The sequence below is a fragment of the Pseudomonas sp. Z3-6 genome (assembly GCF_051131985.1).
GTDB classification, from domain to species: Bacteria; Pseudomonadota; Gammaproteobacteria; order Pseudomonadales; family Pseudomonadaceae; genus Aquipseudomonas; species Aquipseudomonas zanjanensis.
On record NZ_CP071644.1, the window covers coordinates 2,688,015 to 2,701,575 of the forward strand.

Below are 13,561 nucleotides of genomic sequence, written 5' to 3' on the forward strand. Positions count from 1 at the left end.
CTTTGAGCTTTGCTGGCTATTGCACGTTTTAACCATTGACTCACCAGGGTGTGGGGCGTGATCAATTGAGACGGAGCTTCAATCACTCTTCCGACTGTAGGTGAGTTTGTCTCTGCGTTATTCGCAGCGGGTGGAAGGGCACGGTCGAGAACTTGGATTGAATCTCACTCTTGATTGCAGGAGGTTTGGGTTTGCGTTGACGCTGCTTTTCCTGCTTTTCCTGCTTTTCCTGGTGAAGCTCACTAATGTGTACATGCATTCCGCCACTCCCAATCTAGCGCGTGCTTAGGTCAACATGGTCGGAGCGGATGTTAGATTTCGGAGAATTTTAGGCATAACCAGTCCACTGGGGAGCATGTCCGCAAAATGCTCAAAAGGAGTCGACGACTCGGTCGGTGCGTGCTCGCTCGTAGCGAGATGAGCCCTGCCGGCCTCCACGGGCAACACGACGCGTCATCATTACAATGGTTGATCATCGCCTAGCTGCTCTTCGGAACAGGCGGCTAATAGCCGGTTAGGGGCGCCAACGACGCCTTCAGGTCCGAAGTTTTATTTCAGGCGTCCCCTAAAACGATGGCTCGTGACACCAGTTTGCAACGATCCTTGCTGCCGACGAACCCTCCTTCGAGCGGAACGGGTTACTAGCCAGAAATGATCACATTATCAATATTGAGGATTTGGTCATTTGCGGATAACCTGTTCCAGCTTCACGACATGTCCTTCGGGCAGTCGGCCTCTCCCCAATAAGAAGAGCTCGAGATGAACAATAAGAACCCACCCAAGCAGCCCCCCCTTTTGGTTGATGTGTTAGTGGTTGGTAATGGCCCGGTTGGTGCAACACTTGCCGCGCTACTGGGGCGATATGGCGTCAGGACGCTGGTACTGGATAAAACCCACGACGTCGTACTCATGCCCAGAGCCATCGTCTTGGATAACGAGGCTCTGCGCATTCTGCAGTTGGCTGGCCTGGCCGAGGACGCCTTCGAGAAGGTCCTGATTCCTGAAGTCCGTATGCATTCACCGGTGCTTGGTCAGTTTTCTCGAGCCAATACCAGTGGCAGCCTCGACGGGCATCCGAAGCTTGTGACGTTCTACCAGCCAGATCTCGAGCACGCGATGCGAGCGCGATATGGCACTTTCGACTCAGTTAGCAGCATGGGAGGGATGGCGCTAGAAGGTTTCATTGAAGACGAGGAGGGTGTCACAGCTTCTGTGATCGGTGAGGACGGTCAAACCTACGCCATTCGAGCCAAGTATCTCGTAGGAGCAGATGGCGCCAGCTCCAAAGTTCGGACGCTGATAGGTCAAGATTTTCAGGGAAGCACCTATGCGGAGGATTGGCTCATTGTCGATGCCTGCAATCGGCATCGCACGGCGATCAATCATGTTGAATTTCTATGCAATCCACAACGACCTACACCTCACATGCCTGGCCCAGGTGGACGGGAGCGATGGGAGTTCATGCTGCAACCCGGGGAAAAGCGTGAGGAAATGGAGAAACCCGAGAACGTTGCCAAGCTGCTGTTGCCTTGGTCATCCACCGAAGAAGTGCAAATCGAGCGCAAGGCTGTCTATCGCTTCCATGCGCGTTGCTGCAAGAGCTTCCAGAAAGGGCGGGCATTTCTCGTTGGCGATGCGGCTCACATCACGCCGCCTTTCGTTGGGCAAGGTCTGGTTACCGGTCTGCGCGATGCTGCCAACCTTGCGTGGAAGTTGGCCTGGGTGCTTCGCGGTCAGGCGTCCAGCGCTGTTCTGGCCTCCTACGACGCGGAACGTCGTCCCCATGCACAGCAAATGATCAACATGGCGAAACTGATGGCACGCCTGGTGATGCCTCGCAATAAGCTGGCCGCTTTCTTTATTCATGGTCTGATGCGATCGCTGTCATGGACGCCGCCGACCCGGCGTTTTTTTGAAGAGTTGGACATCAAACCAAAAAACATTTTCAAGACTGGCCTGTTCCAGTGCCATCGCCGTGGTGACAAGCTGATCCGTGGCGGACTATTTCCACAGGCCTGGGTTCGGGATGCGAACCGCCAGTTCCAATTAAGCGACGACAGTCTCGGGGACCAACTCACATTGGTTGGGTTTGGCGTTGACCCGCGCACCTTGCTGGACCAACGTCATGTTGATCTTTGGGCCTCGGTGGGAGGCGTTTTCCTGCATATTGGTTCCCATGGACAATCACGAGAACAGGGCTCAGCGTTCTTGGAGGACCTGAACAATGCCTTCCTGCCGCTGGCGAAGACCGGGACATTGGTGGCCGTGCGCCCTGACCGGATCATCATGCACCACAGCCCTGGGGATCAGGCTGCAAAGATGGTCGAAGAGTGCCTCGATGTGCTCGGGGTTGTTCGCGACTCCAACATCCAGGATCTTTCCACTAACATGCACATGTCCATCGGAATAAGAGCTTAGATATGGCGCCTTCCACCCAGCCCACTCCACCTACGGCCGAACCGCCTCTTTCCCGCGGCCACAAAAAGCGTGAGCGTACGCGTCGTGGGTTGGTGGATGCAGCACTGCGGCTGTTTTCTCGGAAAGAGTTGGGCGAGATCGCATTGCTTGAAGTTGCCGAAGAAGCAGACGTCTCTAACGGCACGATTTATAACTACTTCCGAACCCGCGACGAGATGGTTGAAGCAGTAGGTATCGCGATGGCGACTGAATTTTCAGACGCCGTCTCAAGCCTGAGTCAACACGTTCCTAGTGGCGCCGAGCGATTGGCAATTGGTGTCCGGATGTTCATTATCCGGGCGTCCAATAACCCTCAATGGGCCAGCGCATTGTTGAGAGTCTTCCATTTCGACCGTGCTATGCGCTCTAGGCTGGCGATTCATGTGCAAACAGATTTAAGGGCCGGGCTGGCCGAGGGCGTGCTTGCTTATGAAGAAGAAAGCACGGCCTTTGACCTGGTATTGTCATGCACAATCGGAGCGATGCGCGCGGTGGTGGAGGGCAGGGCCGTAGTCGGCCATGATGCCCGTGTTGCCGAGATGATTCTAAAGGCGCTGGGCGCCGCTTCCACTAAGGCCAAGGAGATTGCCGAGGCAGCGTTGCCTGCCCCGCCATGACATAGCGAGACCTTGGTCAGGCTCGGTCAACCCACTCCCGATAAACTCGGGTCTGCCGGCGAGCCTTTAACTGGCTGGAGAGCAGCGTCACGAGTGGGGATGCCTTGGGATCGGTTGACCTGCCTTGGCTCAACAGCCCCAACTGTTTTTTGACCAAAGCGGCCGTTGCCATGGATGCCAATGCCTTGTGTTTCCAGGGTACAACAATCGGAGAGACATCCAATTCTCGCCCCGCCGCCCACTGGCCCGGTAGCTCAGGCTCGACAGCCAACGCCGTGGCCATTCCTACCATCGAAACCGACCCGCTCACCACTCGCTCAGCGACGGCTTTTCTACGCACACCACCAGTCACCATCAACGGCATGCAAGCAACGTCACCTATGCGCTCGGCGAATTCCAGAAAGTAGGCCTCACGGGCGAGGGTGCTGCCGTCGCGTGTCTGGCCTTGCATGGCCGGACTTTCGTAACTGCCACCCGATAATTCAACCAAGTCTACCGCCATCTCGTTCAGCATCCGCACAACCTTGGCAGCATCGGTTGCACCGAAGCCGCCTCTCTGAAAGTCGGCTGAGTTGAGTTTGACGGCTATGCAGAATGCCGGTTTGACCCGGCTGCGTATTTGCTCGAGGGTTAGAAGCAGCATACGCGCCCGATTTTCCAGGCTGCCGCCCCACTGGTCGAGGCGTCGATTAGTAAGCGGCGATAGGAACTGGCTAAAAAGATAACCGTGGGCGGCGTGAACCTGGACACCAGTGAAGCCGGCTTTTTCGGCCAACACCGCGCTATTGGCATAGCGCTCTATCAATATTTCTATTTGCAACTCGCTCAATGCCTCCGGCTGGGCAAAGGCCTTGGACAGTCCCGGGATGTTCAGTGCCACGGCAGAAGGGCCTCGCGCGGGTTGTCCCATCGCTGCGAGCAATTGGCGGCCGGGATGATTGATTTGCATCCAGGCTTGCGCACCACGGCTGCGACAGGTCTCGGCCCAATCCTTGAACCGACTCAGATAACGGTCATTTTCCAGCACCACACCTGCAGGACCCGTCAATGCGTACCGGTCGACCATTACGTTACCAGTGATGATCAATCCCGCGCCGCCTTGCGCCCAGCGCCGATATAGCGTCATCAACGCCTCCCCTGGCGCGTGGTCACTATCCGCTAGGTTCTCTTCCATTGCCGCCTTAGCAATCCGATTGGGTATCACAGCACCGTTGGGTAGCCGAAGCGGCTCGAACAGCTTTGAGCGAATCATGAGTAGCACCTTCGTCGATAAGTAGTCAGCCACCCCATGTCTTGAACTTTCTAAATTTTAGGGCAGAGCACCTTCAAATTGAACATGAGTGTTCAATTTAGTCAATCTGGGATTCACGATGTCACGCGTTTATCTACGAGATGCGTGGAGATTTCACGGCAGTCTCGAATATCCACAGCTGCAACTGGACGAAGAGGGGTTGACGAAAAATGAACACGAGTGTTCAATTGACCCATCGGTGTACTGGAGATTGAATATGGAAACCCTGAATCCGACCCAACGTCGCATTCATCAAGCAGCCTTTCGCTTGTTTGCTGAAAGAGGCACCACGCAGATCAACATTCTTGATCTCGCACAAGAAGCGGGCGTGGCCCGCGGAACGGTGTACAGCAATATCAAAAACATCGAGAGCCTGTTCGAAGCGGTCGCCAGCCACCTTGGCCGAGAGATGCATGAGCGTATACGCAAATGCGTTCACAGCCTTGACGATCCGGCGCAGGCGCTTGCCTTTGGTATTCGTTTTTTTATTCGACGAGCCCACGAGGAGCCTCAGTGGGGAGCTTTCCTGCACCGCTTCGCCAGCAGCCATGCTTCCTTGCGTGAGATGTTTGCAAGCCAGGCGATGACAGACCTTCTCAGGGGTATGGCCGGTGGTCGCTACACCTTCCGGCAGGAGCAATTGGTGGGGGTCGTGACGCTGATTTCCAGCAGTGTCCTAGGCTCGATTTTCCTGGTGTTGGAAGGACACCGGACGTGGCGTGACGCCGGTGCCGATAACGCAGAGCTGGTGCTTCGGGCCTTAGGTCTGCCTCCCGAGGAGGCGCGAATGTTGGCAACTCAGGAGTTACCGGCGCTGCCCACGCTCGACTAGCGCTTTTCCCAATGAATGACAGCCCTTCAGGCAAGGGGTGACGGCAAAGCTTTGCCCAAGAAAAGATTGTGGAGAATAAAAATAATGACCCGCACAGACGTCGTGCCCTTGTTGGCAACACCGCAGCCCGCCCGCCATCCAAACCCCACGGTGAAGGCGCAATGCCTGACGCATTTGATCTTTGAAAGACCGGCGTTGGACAAGACCGCGCGCTTTCTGACGGACTTCGGTTTGACTGTCCTTGAGCAAACCGAAGGCACGCTTTATCTGCGCGGGACTGAACCTACGGCTTATTGCTATCGCGTTCATCGAGCCAAACAGGAGCGCTTCATCGGCATCGGACTGAGCGTCCAAACCCTCCAAGACCTGAACCGCCTTGCGCTGGTTCCTGGCGCCTCGTCAGTCGAAAATCTCTCGCATCCCGGCGGGGGGAGATGCGTCAGACTGACGGATCCTTCCGGCTTCGTCGTTGAAGCGGTCCACGGCCAGACCTATGCCGATCCCCTCCCGCACAGGGCCGCGCTGCCGCTAAATCTGGCGCTGGAACACGCTCGTATCAACGCGACTCAACGGCCACCGATCGAGCCGCCACAAGTGCTCAGGCTGGGTCACATTGTCATTGAGGTGGCCGATTATCAAGCAACCTGTGCCTGGTACACCGAGCATTTCGGACTCATCCCAAGCGATGTGCAAGTCTTATCCGACGGCTCGCCCGTTGTCAGCTTTCTGCGTCTAGACCTGGGCGAAACACCGGCCGACCATCACACGCTGGCTATAGCCCAGGGGTTTATGGCCGCCTACAGCCACAGCGCCTTTGAAGTTGTCGATGCCGATGCGGTCGGCATGGGCCAACGGGTGCTACAGGAGCGGGGCTGGAACCACTCCTGGGGCATCGGTCGCCATATCCTTGGCAGTCAGATCTTCGATTATTGGCAGGACCCCTGGGGCGACAAGCATGAGCATTACTGTGATGGGGATGTTTTTACCGTGACTCAACCTTGTGGGGTCCATGCCGTAAGCGCCAAAGCAATGGCCCAGTGGGGGCAACGCATGCCAAAGCGTTTTACGCGGCCGCGAATGAGTCTGCCCAACCTGCGCATGTTGTTCCGCAACCTCAGGCGTAGCCCGGATGTCACCTTGCGCAAGCTCGCTAGCCTATTGCGAATGTTTGCCTAGGGTAGTCGCCTAGCCGCCGCATTCCTCTCGAAGGCGAGTCAGCCTACACATGCCACAGCGCACCGACCTACCGAAGTCCCAGGAGTAACCCCCAATGTCTGCTGTAAACGTTGTTCGCTTCCTATATCGCAATGGCATCCACTGGGGCGTGATACGCCAGGGTCGTATCACCGTGGTGCCGGGCCATTTTGAAACCACCGGCGACTTTATCCGGCATAACGACATTGATGATCTTGCCCGGCTGAGCACAACGGAGCTGGCTGAGTCAGAAGTAGAGTTGCTATCTCCCATCACCCGAAATCAACAATTCGTTTGTCAGGGCGCCAATTACCGGCAACACATGATCGAGTCCGGGATGGATCCCGATGTGAAGAAATTCAACATGATTTTCACCAAGGCGACCAGCTGCCTGGTGCCGGCGCACAGTGATCTTGTCAAACCACGCGAGGTGCGCTTTCTCGATTATGAGATCGAACTAGGGCTTGTCATGCGAAGCGACATCAGCGCCAGGGTCAAGGTAGATGAAAATAATCTGCACCAATTCATCGCTGGCGTCGTGATCGTCAACGACTACTCTGCGCGGGATATTCAGATCCCCCAGATGCAGTTCTATAAAGGTAAAAGTTTCCGCACGTTCGGGCCTGTTGGTCCTTACCTCTGCCTGCTACGCGCCGAACAAATGGGTTACCTACGAAATCTGGAACTGCGCCTAACGGTAAACGATGAAGTCCGTCAGTGCGACTCCACGGCAAACCTGGTGTTTGGGCCGGCGGAAACCCTTAGCGAATTGTCAGGCGTTCAGGATTTTGCTGCAGGCGACCTGATAGCCACCGGAACGCCCGCGGGCTGCGCGTTAACCGTACCGTCGCCGGCCAAACAGCGTATCGCGGCCTTATTGCCCGAGGCGACCAAGTGGAAAATGTTTCTCAAGGCACAAGAAAGCCGAACTCAGTACCTCAAGGCTGGCGATATCGTCGAGGCACGCATTCGTAGCGCCGACGGTGTGGTCGACCTGGGCATTCAGCGCAACCGTGTCGTGGAGCAAATCTGATGCCCATCCAAACCCTCGACGATATTCATGCATTGGAATCCGTACCGCTCGTTGAACGCGACCTAGCCCCGAACACGTATGAAGCGCTGCAGCGTTGTGCGCAACGTAATCCGCAAGCCTCCGCATTAAGTTTTTTTGTCGACGCCGCTGACTTCACCCATACCCATGAGTGGAATTACGCCCAGCTCTTCGCCGAGATCACCCGTGCGGCCAATGCCTTCCATGATCTGGGTATTGTCCCGGGCGAGGTGATAGCGTTTGTTCTGCCGAATTTGCCTGAAACTCATTTCACAATATGGGGAGGAGAGTCGGCGGGCATCGTCATGGCAATTAATCCGCTGTTGGAGGCCTCGCAAATAGCCGATCTGTTGCGTGCCGCCAATGCCCGTGTAGTCGTGACGCTCGCGCCCATGCCAGGCAGTGACCTCTGGCCGAAAATCGCCGGTCAGCTCAATCGTCTTCCTGACCTCAGGCACGTTGTCTGGGTGAGCATGGAGCCTTACGTCAACCACCAGTTCGGTGCTGCCTTGCGCACCATGGCCATGCAGGAACGGGACCTACATAAACAGGTGCTCATCCACAACGATCTGCGCGCATTGATGATGTTCCAACCAGCCGACACGCTAAAAAGCGGCCGAAAAATCAGTGAGGACGAAATTTCTTCGTATTTCTGTACGGGAGGCACTACAGGCCTGCCGAAAATTGCCGCACGCACACACGGCTCGGAAGTTTTCAATGCTTGGGCAATGGCCGCCCAGATGCAACCACGAGAAAGTGGCCAAGTGCTTTTCTGCGGGTTGCCGCTGTTTCACGTCAATGGGCAACTCGTCACTGGTCTTATGCCATGGACCCAAGGGGATCACGTCATCCTAGGCACGCCCCAAGGATATCGGGGGCCGAAGGTCATCGAGCGATTCTGGAACATGGTCGAGCATTTTGGCGTGAATTTTTTCTCGGGCGTGCCAACCTTTTACGCCGCTCTACTGCAACAGAATCCAGGCGATAACGACCTGAGTAGCCTCAACTACGCCTTGTGTGGGGCGGCGCCGATGCCGGTCGAGCTTTTTCGTGAGTTCGAACGGCGGATTGGCGTTCGCCTACTTGAAGGATATGGCCTCACCGAGGGCGCTTGCGTGTCTTCTGTCAATCCACCCCAGGGCGAGCGACGTGTGGGCTCCATTGGGCTGCGTCTGGTCTATCAGGACATGCGCGCCGTCGTGCTGGACGCACAGGGTAAGTACCTGCGTGATGCCGATCTGGAAGAAGTAGGCGTCATCGCCATCCACGGACCCAACGTGTTCCATGGCTATCTGGAACCCAGTCATAACCTGGGTGTATGGATCGAGATCAATGGGCAGCGCTGGTTGAACACTGGAGACTTAGGTCGCCAGGATGCTGACGGCTATTTCTGGCTTACAGGTCGCAAGAAAGAATTGATTATTCGTGGGGGGCACAACATTGATCCCAAGCAAATCGAAGAGGTGTTGCAGGCACACTCGTCGGTCGAACTGGTAGCGGCCGTCGGCAGTCCCGACGCCTACGCTGGCGAGATACCGGTCGCCTATGTGCAACTGCGCCCAGGGCACTCCTGCACCGAAGATGACTTGATGCAGTTCGCCAACCTGCGTATCAGCGAACGTGCCGCCATGCCCAAGCGAATCGAACTGTTGGAGTCGCTGCCGTTGACACCGGTTGGCAAAATCTTCAAACCGGCGTTGCAACAGCGTGAGATCTCGCGAGTGATTTCTCAAGAGATCCAGACGGCCGGGTTGACCGAGGTCACGGTCCAAATCGTGCAGGACAGTCGCCGCGGGATTGTCGCTCGCATTTCCGCAGGTTTACAGCGCGAAGCCTTGGAACCGCGAATAGGCCGCTACAGCTTTCAAGTTGAATGGACGGAGTAATCGGCCGTTCGCGATAAAGCAGTGCCTTTTTTGTTATTGATCGAAAATAGCGAAGGTTTAACTAGATATTTGGCTGCCTTAAAAAAGGGCCGGCGGGTGTCTTTACGTCTGAAAAAATAAAAAATCATATGTGCGCTATTCCAAAAACAACAACTACAACAACAAGAGCAGTCCTAATATGAACTATAAAAAGGTCGAAAAACGCTTAGCTCTATCCAATAAAACGCTCACAACAAGCACGTTGATACTTACGGTCATCGGTTTTTCCAACGGCGTCTTGGCGAACGGCCTTACCGTGAACGAGCAAAGCGCAAGTGGCGCCGGGACAGCTTATGCGGGTCGTTCATCCTCGGCTTTGGATGCCAGCACGATTTATGGAAATCCAGCCGGGTTGACGAAGCTTAAACGTAGCGAAGTCAGCGGCGGGGTCGCCGTGTTCGATGTTAAGAACGACATAAGCGATGCCCAGGGTGGCGCCCCCGGAACAAATAAGGGCAACTTCGTACCCATGGCGCCGGTGCCGTTTGGCTATCTTTCTACGCCCATTAGTGAAGACCTTTCCGTTGGCCTTGGCCTATATGTTCCGTTTGGTCTGGTCAATGATTCTGAAAGCACTTTCCAGGGTCGGTATCAGGGATCCTACAGCGACGTCAAAGTCGTCACCTTACAGCCGACCATTGCTTATCGGATCAATCAACATGTTTCGATTGGTGGCGGCCCCACCATCAATCGCTTTGATGCCGAGCTACAGAACGATTTGGCTACCGGCGCTTTCAACGCTGGCAAAGATACCACTATTAAAATCGACGGAACGGACACTGCGCTAGGTTATAACTTAGGATTATTGGTTGATCTAAACCCGGCAACGTCGTGGGGTATCACTTACCACTCCAAGGTCAACTACCACCTCAAGGGTCATACTACGGTCAGCGATTCACCTGGTTTCCTGGGCCTCAACGGTAAATACGACGCGAAGCTGGACATTACGCTTCCCGAATCAGTTGACACGTCCATAACCCACCATTTCAACGAGCGCTGGACTGGTTACCTAGGGGCGACCTGGACGCGTTGGAGTCGGATACAACAAATCGAAACTGAAACCAACGTCTCGGGAGCAGGCAATGCTGGCAGCTTGGAGAGCTTGAGCGAACCATTGAACTGGCGAGACACCTGGTCCGCAGCAGTTGGCGGTTCCTACCAGCTCACACCGCAATGGGTATTGCGTGCCGGATATGCCTATGACCCTTCACCTTCACATAACGCAGACAGAAGCGTGCGGCTGCCCGTCGGTAACCGTAAGTCGGTCACTTTGGGGGCAGGCTACTCACCGAACCCCAACGTCACGATTGATGTCGCCTATGGGTATGTGTGGGAAAGCACCGCATCAGTCACTAAAGCCAACGCTTCTGGAGTGCAGCCCGAATATTCAGCAAAGTTCGACAATAGTGCGAATGGCTTGGTCACTCAGATGACCTATCGCTTTTAACGGGCCAACACCGCAAGCGCGAGAGCTGTTCTAGTCGAGGCACTCTATTAATCCGTGGAAGCGGTCGGCGCGAGCTATAGCGGCCTAGGCTGTTCAGCTTCTCGCTCCTTTGTATGACAGGGTTTGCGCCAATCCATTGCGAGCATTGTTGCGTTTGATGACGACTTGCTCTTCTTAGTGCAAGACCACGATATCTGCAATAGCGCGGCGCCACTGCTCTTCAACCCGCGCATCGTCCACTCGATCGCCCAGTGCAATTACCAAAGGAACCACCGAAGCCCGAGGGAGATCAAGCAATTTGGCAACTTGAGCGGCAGAAAAACCTTCCATCGGACAGGTGTCTATTCTTTTTGCCGCGGCTCCGAGCATGAGCGTCTGAGCAGCAAAAATAGTGTTGCGCGCCGCCCATTGGCGACCACCGATATGACCTACAGTGTCTGGAGGCGTGCTTGTGCATCTCGAGCGTATTCGTATTGGTGGCCGCCCTGATTTCCATCGCATTACCAAGGCATGCCCAGGCGATTTGAAGCCATTCTGATGTGATAAGGGCCAGGAAAACCTTGGCATACGGTGGGCGCCGAGGAGCGACGAAGCTTGGGTAGTGGTGCTCAGGCGATTCCAGAAGAGGGTAAGAAAGTCAGTAGCTCGATTTGTAGTTGCTCTTGATGCACCCGAAAAACAAGTCCAGAATTAAGTCTTTTCCTGCTCTAGAAAGAAAAAGAAAACCCTTAAACTTCAATGAGTCGGACACCAGATAAGAGTCTCGTTTCCCGCTCCAATTATTTTTCTATAGGCTTCCGTTGAAGTATGTAGAAAGCACAAAAAGAGGCTTCGGCCTCTTTTTTCGTTCCAGTAAAGTCCATTCTGATACATCAATAGCCACGATTTTTAAGTACATTATTTAGTACATCAATTCGACGCTTGGTAAATTAGTTTTTAGCGATGCTTGGCGCTCAGAAAACCGTACAGCACGTCTTCATTCACATAGGATGAAGACGCTCAAAAGAACGAACCCATCGCCTATCACCATCAGCACATAATCTGCCGGGATACCCACACGCTTCGGGGCACTCTCTCATTGCTCTATTTCCCAAGAGGCGTTCAGAGGATTCTCCGCTCTCTTTCGGAGTCATCCCCGTTCCACTACTTCCCTGATAACACACATCAGCCGTGGCGGAACTAGGTGGGGACAATCAGCGATCACCGAGGAGAGGGCCCATATAGCAGGCTGACGCGGCCGCAGTTTCTCCAAGCCCCGGTTTATGAAAGCCAGAGTCAATACTCAGTTCAATATCGTATTGCCTGAGCAATCATGGGGACGTGCGCCTTCACATGCGCTGACGCAGCCAATCGCTCCACCCTAATGCGACGAAACATAGAGGGCATGGCGCAGAAGGCGCCAAAACAGGCACTTCTCGATGAGTGCCTTCCATTTGAAGGGGGCTAGCGTGGCACTAATGGCTTTTTTCGTCTCGAGGTGAGTATCCAAAAGCTTCCTTGAACCGGACGGAAAAAAGCGCTTGGCTGGAAAAACCACAGTTGTAGGCCACTTCCGCGATGGTCGCGGGCCGAGCCTTGTGCAGCGCATTCTCGCGCAGAAGCTTTTGAGCGTGCCTGAGCCGAGCAAGACGAAGTTCTCGCCCGAACGTCGTATCGTGAGCCTGGAAAACCTTGTGGACATAGCGGATGGAAACGCGGTGAGCTTGAGCTGCTCGCTCAGGTGCAAGATCCGGGTCGTGAAAGTTTGCCGCGATATACGCCATGACACGGTGAAAGAAGTGATCGATGACCGTTCGTGAATCCCCCGCTGCATCGGTCTCCGGTACATCCATCATCAAGAAAGCCAATTCCAGCAATCCTCTCTCCAAGCTTCTGACATGCTCGGGGGAAAGGCAGGAGGTGTTTTCCAATGCTTGCAACGCGAATTGCGTTAGCAGTGGCACGAAACGGGAATTGGCGACGTCGACGCGGCCACAACGCGCATCAATTTTCGGACACATCGCCCTGAATTGGTCGGCCGGTATTTTTACTGTGACGTTTCTCGTGCCGTTGGGGATATCCAACTGATAGGTTTCTGCGGAATTGAAGACAGAGACCTGGCCTGGCGCAACGTCTCCAAATCGACCCAGGTGTGTGAACTGCTCAGTTTGCATGGTCGGCATGACTAGGGCGAAAAAATCCGAATCATCGCGTCCGGCATGTACTTTGCGGCGCACAGCCCGTTGCGCATCAGCGGCAAAGCGAGTAATTCCGACCGCGCCGATCTGGGTGGATTCAATGACTCCGCAGAACGATGCAGGGTTGTAGGCCGCCACGTCTATCGGGTAGTAGACATCGCTCATGAAATCCTGCCAAGCAGCAAGACGTCTTTGTGGATGAACCTCGCCCGTCGAGAACCGGGTTATCAAATGTAACGAATCCACACGCCCTCCTGAAAAAATCACTGCCTTAGAAGCTCAAGCAAGCCCTATGCCATGACTTCCAGGCAAGCCTAGTCAGCCTAGTCAGCCTAGTCAGCCTAGTCAGCCATCGGAAGCGCCGTGTCATATTTCGATAATAACCGGTGGATGCATAAGTCCATTTAAAGCGGACCAGTGGTGCGGAAGCAAAGGTATGCCATAAGCCGTTGCTCTGTAGGTGAGCCGGTTGCGAGCAAAGACCAGACTCGTGCACCTACTCTGAGCACCGTGCACGCTGACGAAAATCTTGGTTCTCTCATGCGATAGATCGCGGGGCGCGGTCCATCG

9 protein-coding genes and 1 pseudogene are annotated in these 13,561 nt (G+C 54.9%); 7 read left to right on the forward strand and 3 right to left on the reverse strand.

All coding sequences use genetic code 11. The features are described 5' to 3' along the window. The first annotated feature begins 759 nt into the window (after positions 1-759). Together J3P88_RS12385 and J3P88_RS12390 are read left to right on the forward strand one after the other, a co-directional pair. Positions 760-2,418 carry a bifunctional 3-(3-hydroxy-phenyl)propionate/3-hydroxycinnamic acid hydroxylase gene (locus J3P88_RS12385; RefSeq protein WP_434575547.1) on the forward strand — a complete coding sequence of 553 codons (1,659 nt, stop codon included), beginning with the start codon at positions 760-762 and terminating at the stop codon, positions 2,416-2,418. A 2-nt stretch (positions 2,419-2,420) separates the two neighbouring features. Further along, a complete protein-coding gene (locus tag J3P88_RS12390; protein WP_434575549.1) occupies positions 2,421-3,074 on the forward strand; it encodes a TetR/AcrR family transcriptional regulator in 654 nt (217 codons plus the stop codon). Between the two features lie 16 nt (positions 3,075-3,090). On the opposite strand, the gene J3P88_RS12395 is transcribed toward J3P88_RS12390, so the two are convergent. Beyond that, complete coding sequence (locus tag J3P88_RS12395; protein WP_434575551.1) at positions 3,091-4,326, reverse strand: NADH:flavin oxidoreductase/NADH oxidase family protein; 1,236 nt, start codon at positions 4,324-4,326, stop codon at positions 3,091-3,093. A 256-nt stretch (positions 4,327-4,582) separates the two neighbouring features. Here J3P88_RS12395 and J3P88_RS12400 point away from each other — a divergent pair, with 256 nt between their 5' ends. From J3P88_RS12400 to J3P88_RS12420, 5 genes are all read left to right on the forward strand, one after another. Beyond that, positions 4,583-5,197, forward strand: a complete 615-nt coding sequence (locus tag J3P88_RS12400; protein ID WP_434575553.1) for a TetR/AcrR family transcriptional regulator — start codon at positions 4,583-4,585, stop codon at positions 5,195-5,197. A gap of 84 nt (positions 5,198-5,281) precedes the next feature. Further along, the gene (locus J3P88_RS12405; RefSeq protein WP_434575555.1) at positions 5,282-6,373 is read left to right on the forward strand and encodes a VOC family protein; all 1,092 of its coding nucleotides are present in this window, start codon (positions 5,282-5,284) and stop codon (positions 6,371-6,373) included. A 94-nt stretch (positions 6,374-6,467) separates the two neighbouring features. Next, on the forward strand, positions 6,468-7,424 hold the full coding sequence (locus tag J3P88_RS12410; RefSeq protein ID WP_434575557.1) for a fumarylacetoacetate hydrolase family protein: 957 nt from the start codon (positions 6,468-6,470) through the stop codon (positions 7,422-7,424). Continuing rightward, the gene (locus tag J3P88_RS12415) at positions 7,424-9,328 is read left to right on the forward strand and encodes an acyl-CoA synthetase (protein WP_434575559.1); all 1,905 of its coding nucleotides are present in this window, start codon (positions 7,424-7,426) and stop codon (positions 9,326-9,328) included. The genes J3P88_RS12410 and J3P88_RS12415 overlap by 1 nt, the downstream gene beginning before the upstream one ends. Before the next feature lie 178 nt (positions 9,329-9,506). Next, positions 9,507-10,814, forward strand: coding sequence for an outer membrane protein transport protein (locus tag J3P88_RS12420; RefSeq protein ID WP_434575561.1), 1,308 nt, complete (start codon positions 9,507-9,509; stop codon positions 10,812-10,814). A 174-nt stretch (positions 10,815-10,988) separates the two neighbouring features. Here the strand turns inward: J3P88_RS12420 and J3P88_RS12425 are convergent. After that, positions 10,989-11,246 (reverse strand): annotated as a pseudogene (locus tag J3P88_RS12425) (nitroreductase family protein); the annotation flags it as partial. A gap of 1,022 nt (positions 11,247-12,268) precedes the next feature. Continuing rightward, positions 12,269-13,237: a helix-turn-helix domain-containing protein gene (locus J3P88_RS12430; protein ID WP_434575563.1), complete on the reverse strand. Its 969-nt coding sequence runs from the start codon at positions 13,235-13,237 to the stop codon at positions 12,269-12,271. Between the last annotated feature and the right edge of the window lie 324 nt (positions 13,238-13,561).

Coding starts and splice junctions, on each gene's coding strand:
- J3P88_RS12385 (WP_434575547.1), top strand. CDS start 760: ATGAACAATAAGAACCCACCCAAGCAGCCCCCCCTTTTGGTTGATGTG.
- J3P88_RS12390 (WP_434575549.1), top strand. CDS start 2,421: ATGGCGCCTTCCACCCAGCCCACTCCACCTACGGCCGAACCGCCTCTT.
- J3P88_RS12395 (WP_434575551.1), bottom strand. CDS start 4,326: ATGATTCGCTCAAAGCTGTTCGAGCCGCTTCGGCTACCCAACGGTGCT.
- J3P88_RS12400 (WP_434575553.1), top strand. CDS start 4,583: ATGGAAACCCTGAATCCGACCCAACGTCGCATTCATCAAGCAGCCTTT.
- J3P88_RS12405 (WP_434575555.1), top strand. CDS start 5,282: ATGACCCGCACAGACGTCGTGCCCTTGTTGGCAACACCGCAGCCCGCC.
- J3P88_RS12410 (WP_434575557.1), top strand. CDS start 6,468: ATGTCTGCTGTAAACGTTGTTCGCTTCCTATATCGCAATGGCATCCAC.
- J3P88_RS12415 (WP_434575559.1), top strand. CDS start 7,424: ATGCCCATCCAAACCCTCGACGATATTCATGCATTGGAATCCGTACCG.
- J3P88_RS12420 (WP_434575561.1), top strand. CDS start 9,507: ATGAACTATAAAAAGGTCGAAAAACGCTTAGCTCTATCCAATAAAACG.